Genomic DNA, 20,813 nt, shown 5'->3' on the forward strand with positions numbered 1-20,813 from the left:
TTTGCAGCAGAGTGCCGTGATCGTCTGTTCGGATGTCAACATGCTGCCGGCCGCCTGCTGCACCCTGCTTTCCGTCAAGCGCAATCTCTCAAGTTCCACTGTGGAGTTCCTGCTTCTCGGCATCGACCTCAAGCCGAACGAGATCGCCGAGGTCGGAAATTTCGCGCGGCTGCACGGCATGGCAATCAAGGTGCTGCCCTACCATACGCCGGATACGGCGCTGCAGGCGCGGGGCCGCTGGTCGGGTGCGACGCTGGCGCGGCTCTACATGGATCTGCACATTCCCGATCATGTCGAGCGGCTGCTTTATCTCGATGCCGATGTGCTTGCGGTTGCGCCGGTCGACGACCTCTTCACCATGAATTTGCAGGGCAGGGCGCTTGCCGCCATAGACGATTATGTCATGGCCTTTCCCGAGAAGGCCGGCGCACGGCAGCGGAAGATCGGCATGCGCGAGGGCGGGCGCTATTTCAATGCCGGCGTGCTGCTGTTCGACTGGTCTGCCTGCCGGTCGAGGGGGCTTTTTGCCAGGACACGGGAGATTTTCGAGGAGCGGTCGCATCTCTTTGAGAATAACGACCAGGATGCGCTAAACGTCACTTTCGATGGCGACTGGCTGGTGCTCGATCCGCGCTGGAACACGCAGACCGGTCTCCTGCCTTTCGTCGGCCGGCCGGTGATCATCCATTTTACCGGCCGGAAAAAGCCGTGGCAGGCGACTGTGCCTTGGGTGCATCGCCGGATGGCCAAGCGTTATGCCGAGGATCTCGCCAATACGCCATGGGCTTCCTTCTGCAGGCAGCCGTCGATGACGGGCCGGATCGCGGCGTTCCTTTCGCATTTGGGAAAGCGGATCGGCGGGCTGGCGCGGCTGGCACGGACACGCGCTTATTTCAGCAACAGCTAGTCGGACGGCAAAGCGCATCGTCCTTGGAAAGTGCATGTGAGCCGATATGGAAGCAATCCCCAGCGACACGCAGACCATGGCTACCCCGGATAGCGGCTTCAATTTTCTGACGCCGGATGCGTGGAAGGCGCTGTTGTCGCACTATTCCCACGTCGTGCTGGTGGCAAACAGCGAAGCCGTCGATTTCACACGGCTGCGAAGCGAGTTGCCGGAGACGGCGCTCTACGTCTTCTTCAACAATGTCTATAAGGTGCTCGACGAGCCCTTCGCCGGCCATGCGGTGCTGTTTGCCCGCAGCGGCGTAATGGGCGCCAATATCGTCCACCGGCGCGAGGCGGCGGATGTCCTGCGCTTCTTTGCTGGCGACGATTTTTTGGGTGTCGTCAACATTCGCGTCTCCCCGGAGGAAAACTTCAGCGAGGAGGGCCGCTTCGAAGGCGCTGAAACCCGCCACCTTGATCTGACGAAAATGCTCGTCGACCTCTATCCGGTGGGCAAGATCGCGACGAGTGGTTTTGCAGTAGCGCTGTGGCTCGCCGAGCTGCAACTGCCGGGCAAGATCCTGCTTGCCGGTTTTTCGGCGAAGAGGAGCGAGAAGTGGAAGGTCTTCGACGTGCACGACTGGACGTTCGAGCAGATCTTCCTGCGTCTCTTTGCACGGATGGGCACGATCTCGATGATGGGCGGCGTGGATACCAGCCCCTATGCGGCAATTGCCAGACGGTTTCCACAGGTGCCGCCGATCGAGATCGCGATTACGGCGGCCGAAGTCCTGTCGGAACGGCTCCACAACGCAAATAGCCAGATCGACAGGCTCATGTCCGTCACCAAATCCATCCGCGCCATCGAGGGTTTCTTCCGGCGCTTCAAGCCGAAAACCCGCAAGCAGCGTTTCCTCGAAAAGTCGAAGGAATGACTGTCGAAAGCTCTCCTCAAAAGGTGGGCTGTCAGGCTGCTCTCTGAGTTGACGTTACGCGTGCGGATCACTGCTATCCGTTCCCCTGTCGGGAAGACGAAGCCTTCAAAGCCCCAGCGCCGTCAGCATGATGAAGGTGGCGAAGAGGATGAAATGTGTCATGCCCTCGATGGCGTTGGTCTCGCCGTCGTTGAGGTTGATTGCCGCGGCAATCAACGTGATCGCCACCATCACCGTCTGTACCGGGGTCATCGCCATGAGGAAGGGCTGGCCGGTATAGAGCGCGATCGCCTCCATGACGGGCACAGTCAGGATGACCGTCGACAGCGAGGCGCCCATGGCGATGTTGACCGTCGCCTGCATGCGGTTCCTGAGCGCTGCCCTCAACGCGGTCAGGATCTCGGGGGCGGCCGAAATCGCTGCGACGACGACGGCGGTCACGGCGATCGGGGCACCGCTGTCGCGCAGGCCTTCGGCCATGAAGGCAGCCATGAACTCCGCGAGCAGGCCGATAATGACGACGCCGACGAGAATGGTGGCAATCGAGATCGCGGCCGCCTCGTCGTGGTCATGCTCATGCGGACTTTCCTTTTTCCGTTCGGAGCGCGGATAGCTGTAGCTGAAGAAATAGCTGTGCTGGCCAACCTGCATGCGCAGGAAGAGGCCATAAAGCGCGATCATCGCGACGATGGTGAATGCGGAATAATAGTGCCATTTGTCGCTCGGCACGAATTCCGGCACAATCATCGAGATGCCCATGGCGGTGAGGATCATCACGCCGTAGGTCTTGCCGGAATTGTCGTTGTAGGGCTGTTCGCCGTGCTTGAGGCCGCCGAGCAGGGCGGCCAGGCCGAGAATCCCATTGATATCGAGCATCAGCGCCGAATAAATCGTGTCGCGCACCAGCGTCGGCGAGCTCTCGCTGCTCATCATGATGGCGAGGATAATGACCTCGACGGCGACGGCCGAAAGCGTCAGGATCATCGTGCCATAGGGATCGCCGACCTTGACGGCGAGCAGCTCGGCATGATGGGCAACGCGGATCGATGCGAGCACGATGGTGCCGACCAGGCCAGCGGCGGCAATCAGCGCGAGGCCGCGCCCCATTTCGATCACCGCGTGTTCGAAGAAATAGGCGATCGCTGCAACGACAAGTGCGGCGACAAGAAACTTTTCCTCTTTAAAGCGTGACGCGATCCCCAAGCCTCAGCTCCTGTCCCGATTCATGCCTTCTATCTAAGTCACTGATTTCGCATATCAAGCGAGCCTCGATCGAGCGCCATTTGCAGTCTTCGGCGTTTAATGGAATACTGAACGTCATCGGGGCCGGAAAGCAGATCGCGGCGTCCTCGAATTCTCGTCAAGCGGCCGCGATTATCCGGATCTTTTCCGGAAGCGTGCGAATGCGCAACAAGAAGATGAGGAGACGGATGCATGATCAAGGTGGTCTACGAAGTCGTGCCGCATGACGGCGGCTGGGCCTACAGGCTGGGAGGTGTCTATTCAGAGGCATTCCCGACCCATGCCGAGGCGCTCGAAGCTGCGCGCATCGTCGCGGCCGAACAGCAGGTCGGCGGCGATTCCGCCGAGATCAGTTGGCAGGACGAGAACGGCAAGTGGCATGAGGAATATGCCGAGGGCGGCGACCGGCCGGAAACCGAGGTGGTGGACGGCCTGTGGAAGGATCGCACCGCCGGGGCCTCGCAAGGCATCTGAAATTAGCGATCGTCCATCGACGAATTCGCGCTTATGCGCGGTATAACCGTCGCCGTCCATCCGGAATTCGGCCGCCAGCCTGCGTTTCAGTGCGGCATAATCGGCCGCTGCATGTGGATGCGCGATGAGATAATCCCGGAAAGCCAGCCTGTTTCGATGCGTGCCGTTGCCTGCCGGGCAAAGGTAGACCCGTTCCGCCGGCACTGAATCTCTCGATAAAAACGCCTGCTGCATAATTCCTTAATCGGAATCGATTTAAGGGTAAAATTATGCAGCCATTCAAAGTGCTACAGCGTCCATTGCGCGTCTGAAAAGACGCGCGGCGCTGTAGACTTCGTCGTCATAGCGGTTGCCGCGCGGCTCATAGCCTTCGGCCAGAAGCCTGCGTGTGGCGTCCTCGATGTGCTCGAGGCCGGGAAGAGCGATGTCGATATCGATAAGCGGTTTGGCGATCATGCCTGGTACGGACGTGCTGCCGATATGATCGATGGGCAACCTGCGGCAGCAAAGCCAGAAGCCTGCCGCGGATGCGCTGGAAGGCTTGCGGCCATTGCAGATCATAGGGCACGAGCTCAACCGGATTGTGCGTTGCCATCTCGTTCCCGCCAGGTCGAATATCGATGATAGTCCTGCAGCCCCTTGACCAGCGCGTCGAAAGTGGTCCGGCAGCGCGGCGAAGACTTCAGGTTCTCATGCATCGCCACCCAGGTGCCGAGCGGAATGGTGAAGGCATCGGGCAGGACGTGGACAAGGTCAGGGTCCTCGCGGGCAAGTCCGATCTGGCAGATGCCAATGCCGACGCCAGCTCGGATTGCGGAAAGCTGGGCAAGATTGCTGTCGGTCCTGTAGGAGAATTTGATGCCGGGCATCGCATAACGTTTCATCACCATTCGGACATAGGCCGTCTGCCGGTCGAAGCCGATAAGCCGGTGGTTTGCGAGGTCAGCCAGGGTTTGCGGAATGCCGTGTCGTTCGAGATAGCGGCAATGGGCATGAAAGCCGAGCGGGATATCGCCGATGCGGCGCACGACGAGTGCATGCTGCTGCGGCTCGGCCATGCGCACGGCGATATCGGCCTCGCGGTTCACCAGGTCCTCGATCATATCGGATGCCGAGAGCTCGATCTGCAGTTCGGGATAGGTCTCCTGCAGCGGTCCGAGAATCGCCGGCAGCACTTCGACGGCGATAACTTCGCTGGCGCTGACCCTGACCGTTCCCGCCACACGCTCTCGCTGACCGGATGCGGTGCGCAAAAGGGCGGCGGTGGTTGCCGCCAGCGTTTCGGCGTAGGGCTTTAGCGCCAATGCGGCGTCGGTCGGCAGCAGCCCGTTCGGTGAGCGGGTGAAGAGTTCGGCGCCGATCGCCAGTTCCAGTGCATCGACATGGCGGCCTATGGTCGGCTGCGTCAGCCCCAGTTCACGGGCGGCGGCCGAAAGCGACCCCTGCTGAAGCACGGTCAGAAAACTGCGGTAGAAATCCCAACTTGGCTCCACACTCATATATTTTTGTATAGCAGATGTATTTCTTTCGTCAATTTCGTTGATGTCATTCTGATGGCATGATCCTCTCATCCGATCGAAGGAGATGATTGTCATGAGCAGCGAAATGAAGATGACGGCCCTTATTCTCGGTGCGACAGGCGGTATCGGCGGCGCGGTTGCCCGCAAGCTGCTTGCGCGCGGCTGGCGCGTCCGGGCGCTGAACCGTGACGCCGCCAGGGCGTCGAGGAGCGAGCCGGCTTTCCAATGGGTGCAGGGCGATGCGATGAATGCGGGCGACGTCCTGAGGGCGGCCGAAGCGGTCGGCCTGATCGTCCATGCCGTCAATCCGCCCGGCTATCGCGACTGGGAAAGGCTGGTGCTGCCGATGCTCGACAATACCATCGCCGCTGCTCGCGCTGTCGGCGTGCGCATCGTGCTGCCGGGCAACGTCTATAATTTCGGTCCCGATGCCTTGCCGGCACTGACGGAAGAAAGCCCGCAAAATCCAGCGACGAAGAAAGGGGCGATCCGCGTCGAAATGGAGAAGCGGCTGAAGGTCGCGTCGGAGTCCGGCACCGGCGTCATCATCGTCAGGGCAGGGGATTTCTTCGGCCCAGGCACGACGGCCAATAGCTGGTTTTCGTCTGGTCTCGTGACTCCAGGCAAGCCGGTCGGCACGATCAGGAACCCGGGTCGGCGCGGCGTCGGTCATCAATGGGCCTACCTGCCAGACATGGCTGAAACTATCGCCCAGCTCATCGAGCGGGCCGATCGGTTGCCGGCCTTCGCCGTCTATCACATGGAGGGCTTCTGGGATGCTGATGGCATGCAGATGGCTGAAGCGATCAAGCGCGTTGCCGGCGGCAAGGCGAAGATCGGTGGCTTTCCCTGGTGGATCGTGCCGCTGGCGGCGCCCTTCGTTCCTGTGATGCGGGAAATCAAGGAGATGCGCTATCTCTGGAAGGTGCCGGTGCGGATGCGGAACCCCAGGCTTACGGCTGAGCTCGGCAGGGAACCGCAGACATCGATCGACGAGGCGGTCAGGGCTTCGCTCGTGGCGCTCGGCTGCCTGCCCGAACCGCATCGTGGCACGGCGGCCGCCCTTATCGGGCACCCGTCGCAGAACGCTGGTTAGCTCTCGAGTTCGGCCAGCGCGATCCGGGCGACCGTCAGGGCCGTTTCTGCCTGCTGAATATTCGGATCACCGAGGAACCAGACGGCGGAAAGACCGGAATAGGCGGCGATCCATTGCAGCAGCCGCTTCGGCTCCAGCTTCGCCTCCGCTGAGACGATGGCGAGCTGGCGGCGGAAACGGGCGGGATCGGTGATGACAGGCAGTTCTTCGTTGGCGAAGATATTGGCGAAATCGAAGCCGCGCTCACCATGGAGCCGCTTCGGATCGATCGCCAGCCAGCCGCGTGCCTCGAAATCGAGGATATTGTCGTGGTGGATGTCGCCGTGGAGGATGGTGACATCACGCTGATCGGCAAGGAGGACGTTGGCGATCGCAGAGCAATCGGCAAGCGTGCCGCCATACTTGCCTGCTGCCGGCTCCAGATCGCGGAACCAGCGGGTAAGGGGGATGGGATCGGGAAGCGGTTTTTCGCGCGGGGCATGCAGCCGTGCTGCCGTCCCGCAGAGGATGCGGCTTGCCTCATCGTCTTGGCCGTTCATCGCCATGGCAAGCAGCGAGCGTTTTCCCGTCGCCCTTTCGAGCAGCACGGCATCGCCCTCATGGGCATAGACATAGGCTGCGCCGTCACCGTCCCACCACTGCATCAGAAGCGCGCCGTATCGTTCGTCGATATCGGCCGCCACTTTCAGCATGGCAGGCTTATCCTGCCAGAGGACCGGCAGGAGGCGGCTGGAGTGGGTGATGATGGGCTCGCCGTCTGATATCAGCGACCAGCGATCAAGGTAGGAAGCGAACATGACGGCACCCTACAAAAACGCGTTGAAGATGGAAATCCCGCCTTTCAGCGGGATTCGCGTTCGCGTGTGAAAGGTTCAGGCGACCTTTTCGAGAATGGGATAGTCGATATAGCCCTTGCCGGTGCCGCCATAGAAGGTCGACTGGTCGGGCGTGTTGAGCGGCAGGTTGTGTTCCAGGCGCTCGACGAGATCGGGATTGGCGATGAAGGGTTTGCCGAAGGCGACGAGATCGGCGCGGCCGCTTGCGACGGCGTCGATCGCCAGATCGCGATCGTAGCCATTGTTGACCATCCAGTCGGCCTTGCCGCCGGCTCTTTCATACGCTTGGCACAGCGCCTTGTAATCGAAGGGGGGATTGTCGCCCTGCTTGTAGTCGCGGTCGCCGCCGGTCTGGCCCTCGATGACATGGATATAGGCGAGCTCGTATCTGGCCAGCCCTTCGACGACATGGGTGAAGGTCGCCTGCGGATTGGAATCGTAGCTTTCGCCTGATGGCGTTACCGGCGAGATGCGGATCGCGGTGCGGCCGGCGCCGATTTCCTTGACCACGGCATCGACGACTTCGAAGGTCAGACGGGTGCGGTTTTCGATCGAGCCGCCATATTGGTCGGTGCGGTCGTTGATACCGTCGCGGATGAACTGGTCGAGCAGGTAGCCGTTGGCGCCGTGGATCTCGACACCGTCGAAGCCGGCGTCGATCGCCGCACGGGCAGCCTTGCGGTAATCCTCAATGATGCCGGGGATTTCGGCGGTTTCGAGCGCGCGCGGTTCGGAGGTATCGGCAAAGCTGCCGGTGCCGTCGGCATTGACCAGATAAGTCTTGGCCTTGGCGATGCGGCTGGTCGATGAAACCGGCTTGCCGTCGTTCGGCTGCAGCGTCGTGTGCGAGATACGGCCGACATGCCACATCTGGACGACGATCTTGCCACCGGCTGCGTGAACGGCGTCAGTGACGCGCTTCCAGCCGTCGATAGCCTCTTTGCTGTAGAGGCCCGGCACGTTGGCATAACCCTGGCCCTGATGGGTGATCGCCGTTGCTTCGGTGATGATGAGGCCAGCGGTAGCGCGCTGACGGTAGTATTCGACGTTGAGGTCGTTGGGGATTGCGCCCGGCGAGCGATTGCGGGTGAGCGGCGCCATGACGATGCGGTTCTTGACGGATATGTCGCCGACTTTCGTGGGGTCGAAAAGCTTGGCCATGATGGTCCTTTCTTTTGCGGGAGGATCACTCGGCAGGGGCGAGGGCGGCCCGGCCCCTGGCGGAGAGATAGGTGAGTGCCGTGGCCCCGAGGCCGATCAGGGCCATCAAGGCCGCGGCGAGCGGAACGCGGGTGAGATCGAAGCCGGCGTCGATGACTAGGCCGCCCACCCAGGCGCCGAGCGCATTGCCGGTATTGAAGGCGCCGATGTTGATCGTCGAGACCAGGTTTGGTGCGTCCTTGCCGAAGCCGACGACGCCGACCTGAAGCGCCGGCACGGCGGCAAAGCTTGCCATTGCCCAAAGGAAGAGGGTGATTTCGGCCGGGATGAAGAAGCGGCTCGTATAGCTGAAGGTGATCGAGGTGATGGCGATCGCGGCGAAGACGCCGGCAAGCGTTGCGCCGAGCCGCCAGTCGGCGAGTTTGCCGCCGACGAGGTTGCCGATGGTCAGCCCGAGGCCGATCAGGAACAGCGTCCAGGTGACACCCTCCGGCGAAACGCCGGTGACGTCGCGCAGCAGCGGCGCGATATAGGTGAAGAGGGCGAACATCGAGGCGGCGAAGAAGACGGTGGTGGAGAGTGCCAGCCACAGGCCGCCATTCCTGAGTGCCGCGATCTCGCGCAGGATGCTGCCGTTTTGTTGCTGCTTGTCCCTGGGCAGGATGGCGATCAGGCCGAGAATGGTGGCGATACCGATGACAGTGACGACGCCGAAGGTGGCACGCCAGCCATAGGCCTGGCCGATCGCAGTGCCAAGCGGCACGCCGAGGACATTGGCAAGTGTCAGGCCGGTAAACATCAGTGCGACGGCGCGAGCCTTGCGGTCTTCGGCAACGAGGCCGGCTGCGACCACCGAGCCGATGCCGAAGAAGGCGCCGTGGCAGAGTGCTGTCACGACGCGGGCGATCATCAGCACCCAGTAGTCGCTCGCCAGAGCGCAAAGCAGGTTGCCTGCGATGAAGAAGGCCATCAGCGCAATCAGGGCGGTGCGGCGCTTCAGCTTCGCAGTCGAAATCGCCATCACAGGTGCGCCGACCGCGACCGCCAGGGCATAACCGGTCACCAGCCATCCGGCCTGCGGAATGCTGACCGAGAGATCGGCGGCGACCTCCGGCAACAGACCCATGATGACGAATTCCGTGGTGCCTATCGCAAACGAGCTCAAGGCAAGAACGAGGAGGGCGAGGGGCATTCTAAAGGTCCTGCGTCAGTTGCTTGAGGAAGGCGGCGATGGTTTCTTCGTTGCGCTTGTAAAAGATCCACTGGCCGACGCGTTTGGTGGTGACGAGACCGGCACGATGCAGCGTGCCGAGATGGGCCGAGACCGTCGACTGCGACAGGCCGCAGCGCTCGAACTGGCTGGCGCAAACGCCCATTTCGAAAGGATGCTCCTGCGAGGGGAAATGCTTCTCGGGATTTTTCAGCCAGTTCAGAATGTCCATCCGGGTGGGATGGGCGAGCGCCTTGATAATTTCGTCTTTGTCCATCGTGGTTTGCCGAACTATAAATCGTGTCTGACCGATATATCGATCGTCAAGCCTCGATATGCAAATCACGGAGGCGTGAGGCGGTGGATTTTATTGAATGAGCAAATTTTGGGCAAAAAAAGAGGGCCACCGGAAAACCAGGGCCCTTATAATTGTGAAGGTCAAAAAACCTCCAGAGGGGAACAGCTAATGCGGTGGTACTGGGAGAGAAACCACAAGATGCATCAGCTGAGAGGGATATGGTGCTTCCTTGAGCAGGTTTCAATGCTTTTTTGTGCATGTCTGCTATGCGTCGCACAATTTTTTTGCGATGCGGCATTTCGCTGAGGAAGAAAGGCAAAAAAAGAGGGCCACTGGAAAACCAGGGCCCTTATAAGTGTGAAGGTCAAAAACCTCCAGAGGGGAACAGCTAATGCGGTGGAACTGGGAGGAAAAGCCACCATGTGCATCAGCTATGTGCGATATGGTGGTTTATTGGGCAAACGGCAACCCTCATTTGTGCATGCCAGTCATGCGTGTTCTGCATAGTCGGCAATTCATCAATAAAACCAGCTCAAAAGTTCCAGTTTCTGGCTTTGCTGACGATGAAATCGCGGAAGGCTTTCAGCTTGGCGGCGTTCTTGATCTCGTCGGGATAGCAGAAATAGGTGTCGAAGGAGGGGACGTCGGCGTTGATCGCCAGCTGAATCAGGCCTGGGTCGCGGCCGACGATGTAATCCGGCAGGCAGGCGACGCCGATGCCGAGAAGGGCGGCGCGCTTGATCGAGGTCTGGCTGTTGATCTGCAGATGCGGAATACGCTTGTTGTCGGATGAGCGGCCGGCGACCTCAAGCCAGTTGACATCGAGCAGATAACTCGGTGCCGGCTCGCCGAAGGTGATGATGCGGTGATTGTCGAGATCCTCGACCTTCTGCGGCTCGCCGTGACGGTTGATGTAGGAGGGGGCCGCATAGACGTGCATGTGCACGGTGAAGAGCTTGCGCTGGATGAGGTCGGATTGTTGCGGCTGGCGCAGGCGAATCGCGCAGTCGGCATGACGCATGTTCACATCCACTTCCTCATTGTCGAGGATCAGCTGGATCTGCACATCGGGATAAAGCTGCAGGAATTCCTGGATCTTATCGGTCAGCCAGCCCTGGCCGAGGCCGACCGTCGTCGTGACGCGCAGCTTGCCGGATGGCGTCTCGGTCGTCTCGGTGAGCTGCATCTTAACGGTTTCGAGCTTCAGCAGCACGTCATGGGCGGTGCGGTAAAGCAGCTCGCCCTGTTCCGTCAGAATCAGGCCGCGCGCATGGCGGTGAAACAGCTTGGTGCCGACATCCTGCTCCAGCGCGCTGACCTGGCGGCTGATGGCGGATTGGGACAGATGCAGTTTATCCGCCGCATGCGTGAACGAACCCGCCTCGGCAGCTGCGTGAAAAATACGCAGCTTGTCCCAATCCAATGGCATTCCCCCACCCCTCATGCCGATCTTACTCCGCGGCCACGGCGACGGGCATGTGGCCCGTCAGATATCGCTCGGCTTCAAGTGCTGCCATGCACCCCAGGCCGGCGGCAGTGATCGCCTGGCGGAACGTATCATCCGTCACGTCGCCCGCGGCATAGACGCCGTCCAGGCTGGTCGCAGTCGAATCCGGCGCGGTCCAGAGATAACCATTGTCCTTCAGCTTCAGCTTGTCCTTGAACAGCTCGGTTGCCGGCGCATGGCCGATGGCGACGAATACGCCGTCGATCGCCACCTCGGTGATCGCGCCGGTTCTGACGTCGCGCAGGCGCGCGCCGGATACGGATTGCGGCATCGGCGGCTTGGCCGGCGTGCCGGTAATCTCAGCCACTTCGGTATTCCACAGAACCTTGACATTGTCCTTGGAGAACAGGCGTTCCTGCAGGATCTTCTCGGCTCGGAAGAAGTCGCGACGGTGCACTAATGTGACCGACTTGGCGATGTTGGAGAGATAGAGCGCCTCCTCGACGGCGCTGTTGCCGCCGCCAACCACGATCACATCCTTGTTGCGATAGAAGAAACCGTCGCAGGTGGCGCATGCCGAAACGCCGAAGCCCTGGAAATGCTGTTCGCTCTCGATGCCGAGCCACTTGGCCTTGGCGCCGGTGGCGATGATCAGCGTATCGGCGGTCCAGATCTGGCCGCTGTCGGTGCGGGCGACGAAGGGGCGCTGGTTCATGTCGACTTCGGTCACGAGGTCGTTGACGATCTCGGCGCCGACATGTTTTGCCTGCTGCAGCATCTGTTCCATCAACCAGGGACCCTGGATCGGATCGGCAAAGCCCGGATAGTTCTCGACATCGGTGGTGATCATCAGCTGGCCGCCCTGTTCGAGACCGGCGATCAAAACCGGTTTCAGCATGGCGCGCGCGGCATAGACCGCGGCGGTATAGCCTGCGGGTCCGGAACCGATGATGAGCACCTTCGTGTGGCGGGCAGGCATGTCATTTCCTTTCGACTGGCAGGAGGGCGGCGGCTAGATAGCGATTGCGGCCGTTTCGCGCCCATGCGCCATTTATGAACTTCCAATGCTTTTATTCAAGGGCAGCCTTGCGTTACCAACAAGGCAAATCACCCGGATGTGCAAGAATCCGTCATCGGCGTGAAACTTTCTTGCGTATTCCGCGGCTTTATATAGAAGCTCCCCGCGGAGAATTAAAGAAAGGCAATGATGTGGGTCGTGCGGAACTCGATGTCATCGACATAAAGATACTTCGGGAGCTGCAGGCCGATGGCCGCATGACCAATGTGGAGCTCGCCGATCGCGTCGGCATCTCGGCGCCGCCTTGCCTGCGTCGGGTGCGCAAGCTCGAGGAAGCCGGCATCATCGAGGGCTATCACGCGATGCTGAACAGCCCGAAGCTCGGCTTCGACCTCGTCGCTTTCTGCATGGTCGGCCTCAAGCATCAGTCGGAAGGCAATCTCAAGGCCTTCGCCGCCGCCACCGCCGAATGGCCGCTGGTACGCCAGGCCTGGATGGTCTCCGGCGACAGCGATTTCCTGCTGCATTGCGTGGCGGAGAACCTCACCGGCTTCCAGGATTTCGTCATCGAGGTGCTGACGGCGAACGAACACGTCGATACCGTGCGCACCATGCTGACGATCCGGCAGGTGAAGAAGCTGGGGCTGGTGGAAGTCTAACACCACCTCGGCAGGCCAAACATCATCGCCAACTACTTGCGCGAGATATAGCCGCCTCGATTGATGCCGTGGCGCTGGAGTTTGTCGTAGAACGTCTTTCTCGGAATGCCGAGCGCCTCGATGGTGCGGCGCACGTCGCCGTCATTGGCCGACAGCGCGTCGCGAATGATCTCCGCCTCGTATCGTTCCAGCCGTTCGGGAAGTGTCCCGCCTGTGGGCTGCGGAGAGACCGCCGCCGTTGCCCCACCTTCCACGCCAAGCACTACGCGTTCGGCATAATGCGAGAGCTCGCGGACATTGCCCGGCCATGTGTGCGAGGCGAGATGCCGCCGCACATCCGGTGAAAGCGGCGGGACATCGCGACGGAAGCGCTCGGCGGCGCGAGCGGCGAAGTGGGAAAACAGCAGCGGAATATCATCGCGACGTTCTCTCAGCGGCGGAATGGAGATCGTCACGACATTCAGCCTGTAATAGAGATCCTCGCGAAAATTGCCGCGCACCGAGGGATCCCCGAGGTCGATCTTGGCAGCCGCGATGACGCGAAGATCGACCGGGCGCACCTCGTTGGTGCCGAGCGGCGTGATCTCGCGCATCTCCAGCACCCTCAGCATCTTGACCTGCGTGGCGGCCGGCATGCTTTCGATCTCGTCGAGGAAAAGCGTGCCGCCGCTTGCATGTTCGATGCGGCCCGTGCGGCGCTTTTGGGCGCCGGTAAAGGCGCCGGCCTCGTGGCCAAACAGTTCGCTTTCGATGACGGTTTCGGGCAGGGCGCCACAGTTCAGCGCCACGAAATTGCCCTTCCTGCGGTGGCTCCACTGATGCAGGATCTGGGCAACCACTTCCTTGCCGCTGCCCGTTTCGCCGGCGACGAGCACGTCCACATCGGTATCGGCGATGTGGCGAAGAATGTTTCTGAGGTTTTCCATGACAGGCGTCTGGCCGATCAGCGGCAAATTCTCCTGCGCATCTTCGGCTGCCTTCCGCAGCATGCGGTTCTCCAGAACAAGCCGCCGCTTCTCGCTTGCGCGACGCACGCTCTGGACCAGCCGATCGGCTGCGAAGGGCTTGGCGATGAAATCATAGGCGCCGTCCTGGATCGCCTGAACGGCCATGGGAATATCGCCGTGGCCGGTCATCAGGATCACCGGCAGGTCGACATCCATGCCCTGCAGCGTGGCGAAGAGCTGCAGTCCATCGATCTCCGGCATGCGGATATCGGTGACGACGGGGCCGGCAAAGTCCGCCGGCAGATCCGCCAGTGCGGCTTTCGCACCGTCATAGGCGAAAACGGAAAATCCGGCGAGTTCGAGCGTCTGGGCGGTGGCGCGGCGCAGATCCTTGTCGTCGTCGATCAGCGCAACAGGGGTCGGCGTTTCCATGATCTCAGGCCTTCCTTAGCTGAACGATAAACCGGGTTCCGCTGCTGTCGCTTAAAACCTCCATCCGGCCGCCATAGTCGCCGATGATGTCCTTGGAGATCACCAGGCCGAGGCCGAGGCCGCTTTCCTTCGAAGTATTGAACGGCGTGAACAAGCCCTTGCGGATCTCCGGCGGGATGCCGGGACCGTTGTCGGCAACCGTCACCGTTACCATCCCTGCATCGGTGGATGTTCTGACCTCGACGCGACCCTCTCCGGCCCTCGGCGCCACCGCCTCCAGGGCGTTCTGAAGCAGATTGATCAGCACCTGCTCGAGACGGATCCGGTTTCCCATCACCTGCAGCTCGGCGGGTGGCAGGTCGATGTCGAGCGTATCCATGCGGCCGGCAAACCGGCTGCGCAACAGCATCACCGCGCCCTCGATGACGTCCTTCAACCCGGTTGGTTCGGCGCTGCCGCGGCCTTTGCGGGCAAAGGTCTTCAGCTCCTCGGTGATCGAACCTATGCGCTCCGTCAACGCCGCAATGCTTTCGAGATTTTCGCCGGCAGGCGCCGTCTGGCCGCGATCGAGGAAGGTGCGGGCGTTATCCGCATAGGCACGAATGGTTGCCACCGGCTGGTTGATCTCATGGGCGACGCCGGCTGCCACCTGACCTAGAATGGCTAGCCGGTTGGCCTGCACCAGATCCTGTTGCACGGCCTGCAATTTCTGTTCCGTGCTCTTGTGGCCGACGATTTCAGCCTGCAGCCGGTCCCGCGCCTGGCTGAGATCCAGCGTCCGCTCGGCAACGCGCCGTTCCAGTTCCTCCCGCGCCCGCTGTTCGCTGGAGATTCGCAGGCTGATCACATGGCGGCGGCGCAACAGGAAGGCTGCTCCGGCCAGCAGCGGCAGGAGTATCAGCAATGCCAGCATGCGGGCTTCACGAATCCCCGCATCGACTGACGGCTCGAGCGCCACGAGATGCTGCAAATGCCATCCGGTCGCCGGCACCGACGTTGCGACATCGAGAAACCTGGTTTTTCCGGCATCGCCGGGCATGACGATCTCGATGACATCGAGCCCGTCGCCGAGGTTTCGGACCATGTCGAGAGGCAGCGGTTGAAGCGGCGCATCGCCGAATTGAAGGCTCTCGCGGATCGCCGTCAGCCGATCCTCGGCGATCCGGCCGATCGTCATGAACCGCCATGATGGAAGACTGGTGATGAGGACAATGCCGCGCTCGTCAACGACGTAGGACGGGGTGCCCGAGGCATTCCAATCCGCCTCGATGTCGTCGAATTCGACCTTGACCACGACGACGCCCAGCAGGCCATTGGCGCCCGAGATCCGCTGGGAGATATAGAGGCCCGGTTTCTTGCTGACCGTGCCGAGCGCGAAGTGCTCGGCCTGTCCTCGCTCCACCGCCCCCTGAAAATACTCCCGGAAACGATAGTCATTGCCGACGAAGCTCGTCGGTTCGCGCCAGTTGCTGGCCGAAACCGCCATGCCGTCCTTGTTGATGACATAGATGACGGCGGCCTTGGTGCCCACTGCCAGCATTTCCAGCTTCTGACTGAGTCGGTCGAACGTGCCGACATCGCTGCCTGCCAGTGCCGCGGCGATTGCGGTATCTTGCGACAGCACGAAGGGAAGCGCCCGGTATTTTTCGAGAACCGTGCGCAGCAAAGCCGCATTCAGCCTCGCATCCATGCGGGCCTGTTCCTCGATGGCGGCCTCCGCCCGGTGCCGACCGATCTCGCCGCTGGCCCACAGGCTTGCCACGACAGCGAGGAGGGCGAGCACGGCATAGGCCCACCACATCCGGCGGATGCGGTGTTGCAGGGGCAGGGAAGGCCACAATTTCTGCGACACGGACATGGCGGATTTGTGCATCTTTCTGCACGAAACGCAAACGCATTTGTGCGGATTTCCGCATTGCTGAATTAGTCATCAGCGGTCCTGTAAATTTTCTTTAATAAAATCAATTTGTTGGTGGGCTTCGTAAAACTGGCACGCCGATTGCGAAGGAGGTGGCAACAACGGCTGAGCTGTTGGACTTGAAGCGAACGGCTCGGGAGGCCGGAGTTCGTTCCGGACGAGCCATTAGGAGGACATCATGATCGCAGCACCACTCGATGCAGTCGCAGACGGCAAGGGCAGGAAGCCCTTTTATACCCATCTTTACGTCCAGGTTCTCGCGGCCATCGCCGCGGGTATCCTTCTCGGCCATTTCTATCCCGAATTCGGCACCCAGCTGAAGCCGCTCGGCGATGCCTTCATCAAGCTCGTCAAGATGATCATCGCCCCCGTCATCTTCCTGACGGTTGCGACCGGCATTGCCGGCATGAGCGACCTGCAGAAGGTCGGCCGCGTCGCCGGTAAGGCGATGCTCTACTTCCTGACATTCTCGACATTGGCGCTCATCATTGGCCTGATCGTCGCCAATGTCGTCCAGCCCGGCGCCGGCATGAACATCGATCCTGCCTCGCTGGATCCGGCTGCCGTCGCCGGCTACGCCGCAAAGGCGCATGAACAGAGCATCGTCGGTTTCCTGACCAACATCATCCCGACGACGATCGTCGGCGCTTTTGCCGATGGCGACATTCTGCAGGTACTGTTCTTCTCGGTGCTCTTCGGCATCGCGCTCGCCATGGTCGGCGAAAAGAGCGAACCGGTCGTCAACTTCCTCAATGCCCTGACAGCGCCCGTATTCAAGCTCGTCGCCATTCTCATGAAGGCTGCTCCGATCGGCGCCTTCGGCGCCATGGCATTCACCATCGGCAAGTACGGCGTCGGTTCGATCGCCAATCTCGCCATGCTGATCGGCACCTTCTACGTCACCTCCCTGCTCTTCGTCCTCGTCGTTCTCGGCGCCGTCGCCCGCTACAACGGCTTCTCGATCGTGGCGTTGCTGCGCTACATCAAGGAAGAACTGCTGCTGGTCCTCGGCACCTCGTCTTCGGAGGCCGCCCTTCCGGGACTGATGAACAAGATGGAAAAGGCCGGCTGCAAGCGCTCGGTCGTCGGCCTCGTCATTCCGACAGGCTATTCCTTCAACCTCGACGGCACCAACATCTACATGACGCTGGCGGCGCTGTTCATTGCCCAGGCAACCGGCATTCAGCTGTCCTGGGGTGATCAGATCCTGCTGCTCTTGGTGGCGATGCTGAGCTCCAAGGGTGCCGCAGGCATCACCGGCGCCGGTTTCATCACGCTTGCCGCAACGCTCTCCGTCGTCCCATCCGTACCCGTCGCCGGCATGGCGCTCATCCTCGGCATCGACCGCTTCATGTCCGAATGCCGGGCACTGACCAACCTCGTCGGCAATGCGGTTGCGACGATCGTCGTCGCGCGTTGGGAAAATGAGCTTGATACGGCGCAGCTCGCTGCGGCACTGGGCGGCCAGACCGGAGAGGATATTTCGGCTGCCGGGCTCCAGCCGGCCGAATAGTCAGCCGCTATTCCTTATCCTTAGAATCCCTGCAGCGGCCCGTTATCCAACGGGCCGTTTCTCTGTTCTGCTTCAGCCGCGATTGTCACCGAGAAGGCGATCGTAAATCGCGCCGATCGCGCTTGCTTCCTTCTCCAGCGCAAAATTCGTCCGGACATGCCGTAGCGCATTCTCGCCATGGGCGACCGCCAGAGCGGGATCGGCGATATAGGGCGCGATTGCCCGCGTCAGCGCCTCGCCATCGCCGGCGGCGACGACCGAGCCCGTCTCGCCCGTGACGATGAGCTCGGCATAGGCGCCGGCGTCCGATGCCACCACCGCAGTGCGCGAGGCCATGGCTTCGAGCGGCGTCAGGCCGAAGCCCTCATTGCGGGAGGGGGCGACGTAAAGCGTCAGGCGTCGATACCAGACCTTGATGTCAGGCACTTCGCCGAGGAAGAGGATACGGTCGCTGAGCCCGGCGGCCGCGACATCCGCCTTCAGTTTGTCGCCAAATGCCGTGTGTTCGACCGTCACCCGGCCGGAGACGACCGCCGTCCAGTCGGGATGCTGTGGCAGCAGTTCGATCATCGCCCTGACGAAAAGATCAGTGCCCTTCTGGTGGCGTACGCGGCCGAAGCAGCCGATGAGATGGCGGCCCGGCAGGCCGGTGGCGGCGATGCCGTCCTCCGCAGTTTCCGGTGGATGGAACAAGGCAAGATCGACGCCGTGCTGGATCACCGTGTGCGGCACATCGAGGAACGAGCCGGATCGATCGCTGGTCGCGATGACGGCGTCCATGCGGCGGATCAGCCATTTGGTATAGGCGGTGTGCCGGCGTTGCGCGGCCGAGGTGAAGAGAAGCTTCAGCCGCATGCGCAACAGATGGCGCAGCAGGATGCCGACAGCCATCTCGTTGTTGCGGCGAGCGTGCCAGACACGCCGGCGCCGGCGCGCCGGCGGGCGCCAGAGGCCGAGGAGCTGCCGCCCCTTAAGTTTCGGCAGGTCCTCCGGCAGGCCGGGGCCGAGTGTCGCGATCTTCATGCCGAGCCGGATCTGGCACGGGATGAGCTGGACGATGGTCGACGTGACGCCGGAGAGCCGGCGCTTGAAATTGGGCGAGATGATCTCGACGTCACGAATATCCGGCAAGGGAGGGGTCTCGCGGCTGGCGGGCGATCAGCCCCAGGAAACCTGGAGGATTTCGTAGGCCTTGGAGCCGCCCGGCGCATTGACCTCGATGGAATCGCCGACTTCCTTGCCGATCAGCGCGCGGGCGATCGGCGAGGAGATGGAGATGCGGCCGGCCTTGACGTCGGCTTCCTGGTCGCCGACGATCTGGTAGGTCTTTTCTTCCTCGGTGTCCTCGTCGATGAGCTTCACCTTGGCGCCGAACTTGATCTTGTCGCCCGACATCTTGGTGAGGTCGATGACCTCGGCGCGCGCCGTCAGGTCTTCCAGCTCGCTGATGCGGCCTTCATTATGGCTCTGAGCTTCCTTGGCGGCGTGGTATTCGGCGTTTTCGGAAAGGTCGCCATGGGCACGGGCTTCAGCGATCGCCTCGATAATTCGAGGGCGCTCCTCCTGCTGACGCCAGCGCAGCTCTTCCTGCAGCTTGACGAAACCGCCCGGTGTCATCGGTACCTTTTCAACCATTTTTCTGTCCTTCAATCCTCGTATCCGCACAATCAGCGGCGAACACAAAAGAAAACAGGTCCCGAAGGGGAGCTTCGGAACCGTGCCACAATCTTAGTCGGACGCTTATAGCAGATCGCCAAGACCGATTTCCAGAAAATTCGCATAAAAGAAGCGCGGCTCGCCGTAACCTCGGGTGTCGCGCCTCAAAATTGTGCAGGAGGCGGATGGTCCGGCCCATCCTTGGCCGGCGGGCGGTTCGACCATGGCTCTATCGTGAAGCTTCCCTGCCGCGGGAGGTTCGAGGACAGATTTCCGCGATCGATCACCGACTGGTGGATGACCGCACCGTCAGGAATGAAACGGCGATCCTGGAGCGGCAGGTAGATCCCTTCCGTGTTGCCGCGCTTGCGCCAGGAGGTTTCGGGCACGCGGCGGGGAACATATTCGAGAAGCCGCCATCCGGCGGTCATCGAATGGTGAGGATTGGCTTGCGCGTTCGGGGCCACGTAGTTCTGGATCGGCCTGCTGTTGTTCCCGAGCACGACTGCCTTGACCGTCCGGTCGATATAGTCGAGGCCGGTCTGCCTGGTTTCACTGATCATCCATTCGAGCGGGATCTTGATGATGCCGCTTTCCTTTTCCGGGTAGCCGCCGCCGATGTCGCCGTGGACGCCGGCAAACCAGACTTCCTTGACGTTCTGTGGCACCGGCTCCTTCGGCCGGAATGGCCCACCCCAATATTCCTGCCCCGGCGTCCACGGCATCGGGTTGAACATCGTCCGCCGCTCGTCGATCGCCATGGCATGGCGCACCCATTCGACGCTCGGATTCTTCCTGGTGAAGGGCAGGGTCCTTAGCTGCGGCACCCATTTGCCCATCTCGATCACCGAGGCTACGGTATCGAAAAGCCCGAGCAGCTTGATCTTCGGCCGGTAGGTCTTCAGCGTCCTTTCATAGAGCCGCATGCTGGAGAAGGCAGATGGAGCATCATCGTCGGTCGCGCCGACGAAGCCGCCGGCCTTCGCTTCGTTGTCGGAGATGCCCTTGTAGGTCCTGTAGGCATAATCGATGAGATTGACATGGTGCCGGCTGACGATGCCGAGCGCATGGATGAAGCCGGCGAGAACCCGGGCGCTATAGGCGCCGCGGCTGAAGCCGAAGATATGGATGCGGTCGCTATCCTCACCGCTGCTGCGTGGCGCGTGCTCATAATTGTCGACGATGAAGCGGTAGGCTTCCTTGACGTTCTGGTCGAGACCCCACCCGGTCGCCAGGCCCCAGACTTCGATGCTCTTGCGATAGGCCCTGGACCAGGCATTGGCCGCGCCAAATGTGCCCACACCGGGATCGTAGTAGACGATTTGCTTCGACGAACGTTTCAGAACGCCGAAAAGCCTGAGGATATTGGTGCGGTCCGCCGCAATCTCGTTCGACGTGCCATCGAAGAGAATGACGATATTCTTGCTCATGCTCGCCCCCCGTTTGCGGGAATGCTAACATGATCGCGGAAGATGTGCATTGGACGAAGCGCGAAGGCCGCGCCTTGTTTCTCATTCGAATTCGGGACAGGAGCAGGCGCGCGCGCTGCGCCCGCCTGTGGAC

Annotated in this window: 19 protein-coding genes and 1 pseudogene; 6 read left to right on the forward strand and 14 right to left on the reverse strand. The window is 61.3% G+C overall.

What is annotated here, in order from left to right:
* Window position 1 precedes the first annotated feature (1 nt).
* A complete protein-coding gene (locus V8P77_RS02510) occupies window positions 2-907 on the forward strand; it encodes a glycosyltransferase family 8 protein (protein ID WP_335910537.1) in 906 nt (301 codons plus the stop codon).
* 46 nt (window positions 908-953) lie between these two features.
* A complete protein-coding gene (locus tag V8P77_RS02515; RefSeq protein ID WP_335910538.1) occupies window positions 954-1,823 on the forward strand; it encodes a 3-deoxy-manno-octulosonate cytidylyltransferase in 870 nt (289 codons plus the stop codon).
* 105 nt (window positions 1,824-1,928) lie between these two features.
* Here the strand turns inward: V8P77_RS02515 and V8P77_RS02520 are convergent, their stop codons facing one another.
* Complete coding sequence (locus V8P77_RS02520) at window positions 1,929-3,026, reverse strand: calcium:cation antiporter (RefSeq protein WP_335910539.1); 1,098 nt, start codon at window positions 3,024-3,026, stop codon at window positions 1,929-1,931.
* 231 nt (window positions 3,027-3,257) lie between these two features.
* Between V8P77_RS02520 and V8P77_RS02525 the strand changes: the two genes are divergently transcribed.
* Window positions 3,258-3,539, forward strand: coding sequence for a DUF2188 domain-containing protein (locus tag V8P77_RS02525; RefSeq protein ID WP_335910540.1), 282 nt, complete (start codon window positions 3,258-3,260; stop codon window positions 3,537-3,539).
* Here V8P77_RS02525 and V8P77_RS02530 read toward each other — a convergent pair.
* Together V8P77_RS02530 and V8P77_RS02535 are read right to left on the reverse strand one after the other, a co-directional pair.
* Window positions 3,516-4,134 (reverse strand): annotated as a pseudogene (locus V8P77_RS02530) (GrpB family protein); the annotation flags it as partial. The gene V8P77_RS02525 and the pseudogene V8P77_RS02530 sit on opposite strands and share 24 nt — an antisense overlap.
* Window positions 4,112-5,038 carry a LysR family transcriptional regulator gene (locus V8P77_RS02535; RefSeq protein WP_335910541.1) on the reverse strand — a complete coding sequence of 309 codons (927 nt, stop codon included), beginning with the start codon at window positions 5,036-5,038 and terminating at the stop codon, window positions 4,112-4,114. The gene V8P77_RS02535 and the pseudogene V8P77_RS02530, both read right to left, overlap by 23 nt.
* Before the next feature lie 94 nt (window positions 5,039-5,132).
* Here V8P77_RS02535 and V8P77_RS02540 point away from each other — a divergent pair, with 94 nt between their 5' ends.
* Window positions 5,133-6,155, forward strand: coding sequence for an NAD(P)H-binding protein (locus tag V8P77_RS02540; protein WP_335910542.1), 1,023 nt, complete (start codon window positions 5,133-5,135; stop codon window positions 6,153-6,155).
* Here V8P77_RS02540 and V8P77_RS02545 read toward each other — a convergent pair.
* The 6 genes from V8P77_RS02545 to trxB form a co-directional block, all read right to left on the reverse strand.
* Entirely contained in the window at window positions 6,152-6,952 is an 801-nt protein-coding gene (locus V8P77_RS02545; protein WP_335910543.1) for an aminoglycoside phosphotransferase family protein, read from the reverse strand. The genes V8P77_RS02540 and V8P77_RS02545 overlap by 4 nt on opposite strands.
* Window positions 6,953-7,027: 75 nt before the next feature.
* Complete coding sequence (locus tag V8P77_RS02550) at window positions 7,028-8,152, reverse strand: alkene reductase (protein ID WP_335910544.1); 1,125 nt, start codon at window positions 8,150-8,152, stop codon at window positions 7,028-7,030.
* Between the two features lie 25 nt (window positions 8,153-8,177).
* Window positions 8,178-9,344, reverse strand: coding sequence for an MFS transporter (locus V8P77_RS02555; RefSeq protein ID WP_335910545.1), 1,167 nt, complete (start codon window positions 9,342-9,344; stop codon window positions 8,178-8,180).
* Window position 9,345: 1 nt separating this feature from the next.
* Entirely contained in the window at window positions 9,346-9,639 is a 294-nt protein-coding gene (locus tag V8P77_RS02560; RefSeq protein WP_180694499.1) for an ArsR/SmtB family transcription factor, read from the reverse strand.
* A 553-nt stretch (window positions 9,640-10,192) separates the two neighbouring features.
* A complete protein-coding gene (locus tag V8P77_RS02565; protein ID WP_018446649.1) occupies window positions 10,193-11,089 on the reverse strand; it encodes a LysR family transcriptional regulator VtlR in 897 nt (298 codons plus the stop codon).
* 22 nt (window positions 11,090-11,111) lie between these two features.
* Window positions 11,112-12,086 (reverse strand): thioredoxin-disulfide reductase, encoded by a 975-nt coding sequence (gene trxB / locus V8P77_RS02570; RefSeq protein ID WP_335910546.1) that lies wholly within the window; start codon window positions 12,084-12,086, stop codon window positions 11,112-11,114.
* Between the two features lie 230 nt (window positions 12,087-12,316).
* Here trxB and V8P77_RS02575 point away from each other — a divergent pair, with 230 nt between their 5' ends.
* Window positions 12,317-12,784 carry an Lrp/AsnC family transcriptional regulator gene (locus tag V8P77_RS02575; RefSeq protein WP_025395421.1) on the forward strand — a complete coding sequence of 156 codons (468 nt, stop codon included), beginning with the start codon at window positions 12,317-12,319 and terminating at the stop codon, window positions 12,782-12,784.
* Window positions 12,785-12,816: 32 nt separating this feature from the next.
* Here V8P77_RS02575 and V8P77_RS02580 read toward each other — a convergent pair whose 3' ends face one another.
* Window positions 12,817-14,163, reverse strand: a complete 1,347-nt coding sequence (locus V8P77_RS02580; protein WP_335910549.1) for a sigma-54-dependent transcriptional regulator — start codon at window positions 14,161-14,163, stop codon at window positions 12,817-12,819.
* A gap of 4 nt (window positions 14,164-14,167) precedes the next feature.
* A complete protein-coding gene (locus V8P77_RS02585) occupies window positions 14,168-16,036 on the reverse strand; it encodes a sensor histidine kinase (protein WP_335910551.1) in 1,869 nt (622 codons plus the stop codon).
* Between the two features lie 223 nt (window positions 16,037-16,259).
* Here V8P77_RS02585 and V8P77_RS02590 point away from each other — a divergent pair, with 223 nt between their 5' ends.
* Window positions 16,260-17,594 carry a dicarboxylate/amino acid:cation symporter gene (locus V8P77_RS02590; RefSeq protein ID WP_335910553.1) on the forward strand — a complete coding sequence of 445 codons (1,335 nt, stop codon included), beginning with the start codon at window positions 16,260-16,262 and terminating at the stop codon, window positions 17,592-17,594.
* A 72-nt stretch (window positions 17,595-17,666) separates the two neighbouring features.
* Here V8P77_RS02590 and V8P77_RS02595 read toward each other — a convergent pair whose 3' ends face one another.
* From V8P77_RS02595 to V8P77_RS02605, 3 genes are all read right to left on the reverse strand, one after another.
* Entirely contained in the window at window positions 17,667-18,725 is a 1,059-nt protein-coding gene (locus tag V8P77_RS02595) for a glycosyltransferase family 4 protein (RefSeq protein ID WP_335910555.1), read from the reverse strand.
* A 27-nt stretch (window positions 18,726-18,752) separates the two neighbouring features.
* Window positions 18,753-19,229: a transcription elongation factor GreA gene (gene greA, locus V8P77_RS02600; RefSeq protein ID WP_003541639.1), complete on the reverse strand. Its 477-nt coding sequence runs from the start codon at window positions 19,227-19,229 to the stop codon at window positions 18,753-18,755.
* A 185-nt stretch (window positions 19,230-19,414) separates the two neighbouring features.
* Window positions 19,415-20,680, reverse strand: a complete 1,266-nt coding sequence (locus V8P77_RS02605; RefSeq protein ID WP_335910556.1) for a T6SS phospholipase effector Tle1-like catalytic domain-containing protein — start codon at window positions 20,678-20,680, stop codon at window positions 19,415-19,417.
* Between the last annotated feature and the right edge of the window lie 133 nt (window positions 20,681-20,813).

The sequence above is a fragment of the Rhizobium aouanii genome (assembly GCF_037002925.1).
Taxonomy (GTDB): Bacteria; Pseudomonadota; Alphaproteobacteria; order Rhizobiales; family Rhizobiaceae; genus Rhizobium; species Rhizobium aouanii.

Coding starts and splice junctions, on each gene's coding strand:
- V8P77_RS02590 (WP_335910553.1), top strand. CDS start 16,260: ATGATCGCAGCACCACTCGATGCAGTCGCAGACGGCAAGGGCAGGAAG.
- trxB (WP_335910546.1), bottom strand. CDS start 12,086: ATGCCTGCCCGCCACACGAAGGTGCTCATCATCGGTTCCGGACCCGCA.
- V8P77_RS02525 (WP_335910540.1), top strand. CDS start 3,258: ATGATCAAGGTGGTCTACGAAGTCGTGCCGCATGACGGCGGCTGGGCC.
- greA (WP_003541639.1), bottom strand. CDS start 19,229: ATGGTTGAAAAGGTACCGATGACACCGGGCGGTTTCGTCAAGCTGCAG.
- V8P77_RS02555 (WP_335910545.1), bottom strand. CDS start 9,344: ATGCCCCTCGCCCTCCTCGTTCTTGCCTTGAGCTCGTTTGCGATAGGC.
- V8P77_RS02585 (WP_335910551.1), bottom strand. CDS start 16,036: ATGCACAAATCCGCCATGTCCGTGTCGCAGAAATTGTGGCCTTCCCTG.
- V8P77_RS02580 (WP_335910549.1), bottom strand. CDS start 14,163: ATGGAAACGCCGACCCCTGTTGCGCTGATCGACGACGACAAGGATCTG.
- V8P77_RS02560 (WP_180694499.1), bottom strand. CDS start 9,639: ATGGACAAAGACGAAATTATCAAGGCGCTCGCCCATCCCACCCGGATG.
- V8P77_RS02605 (WP_335910556.1), bottom strand. CDS start 20,680: ATGAGCAAGAATATCGTCATTCTCTTCGATGGCACGTCGAACGAGATT.
- V8P77_RS02545 (WP_335910543.1), bottom strand. CDS start 6,952: ATGTTCGCTTCCTACCTTGATCGCTGGTCGCTGATATCAGACGGCGAG.
- V8P77_RS02515 (WP_335910538.1), top strand. CDS start 954: ATGGAAGCAATCCCCAGCGACACGCAGACCATGGCTACCCCGGATAGC.
- V8P77_RS02535 (WP_335910541.1), bottom strand. CDS start 5,038: ATGAGTGTGGAGCCAAGTTGGGATTTCTACCGCAGTTTTCTGACCGTG.
- V8P77_RS02550 (WP_335910544.1), bottom strand. CDS start 8,152: ATGGCCAAGCTTTTCGACCCCACGAAAGTCGGCGACATATCCGTCAAG.
- V8P77_RS02565 (WP_018446649.1), bottom strand. CDS start 11,089: ATGCCATTGGATTGGGACAAGCTGCGTATTTTTCACGCAGCTGCCGAG.
- V8P77_RS02540 (WP_335910542.1), top strand. CDS start 5,133: ATGAGCAGCGAAATGAAGATGACGGCCCTTATTCTCGGTGCGACAGGC.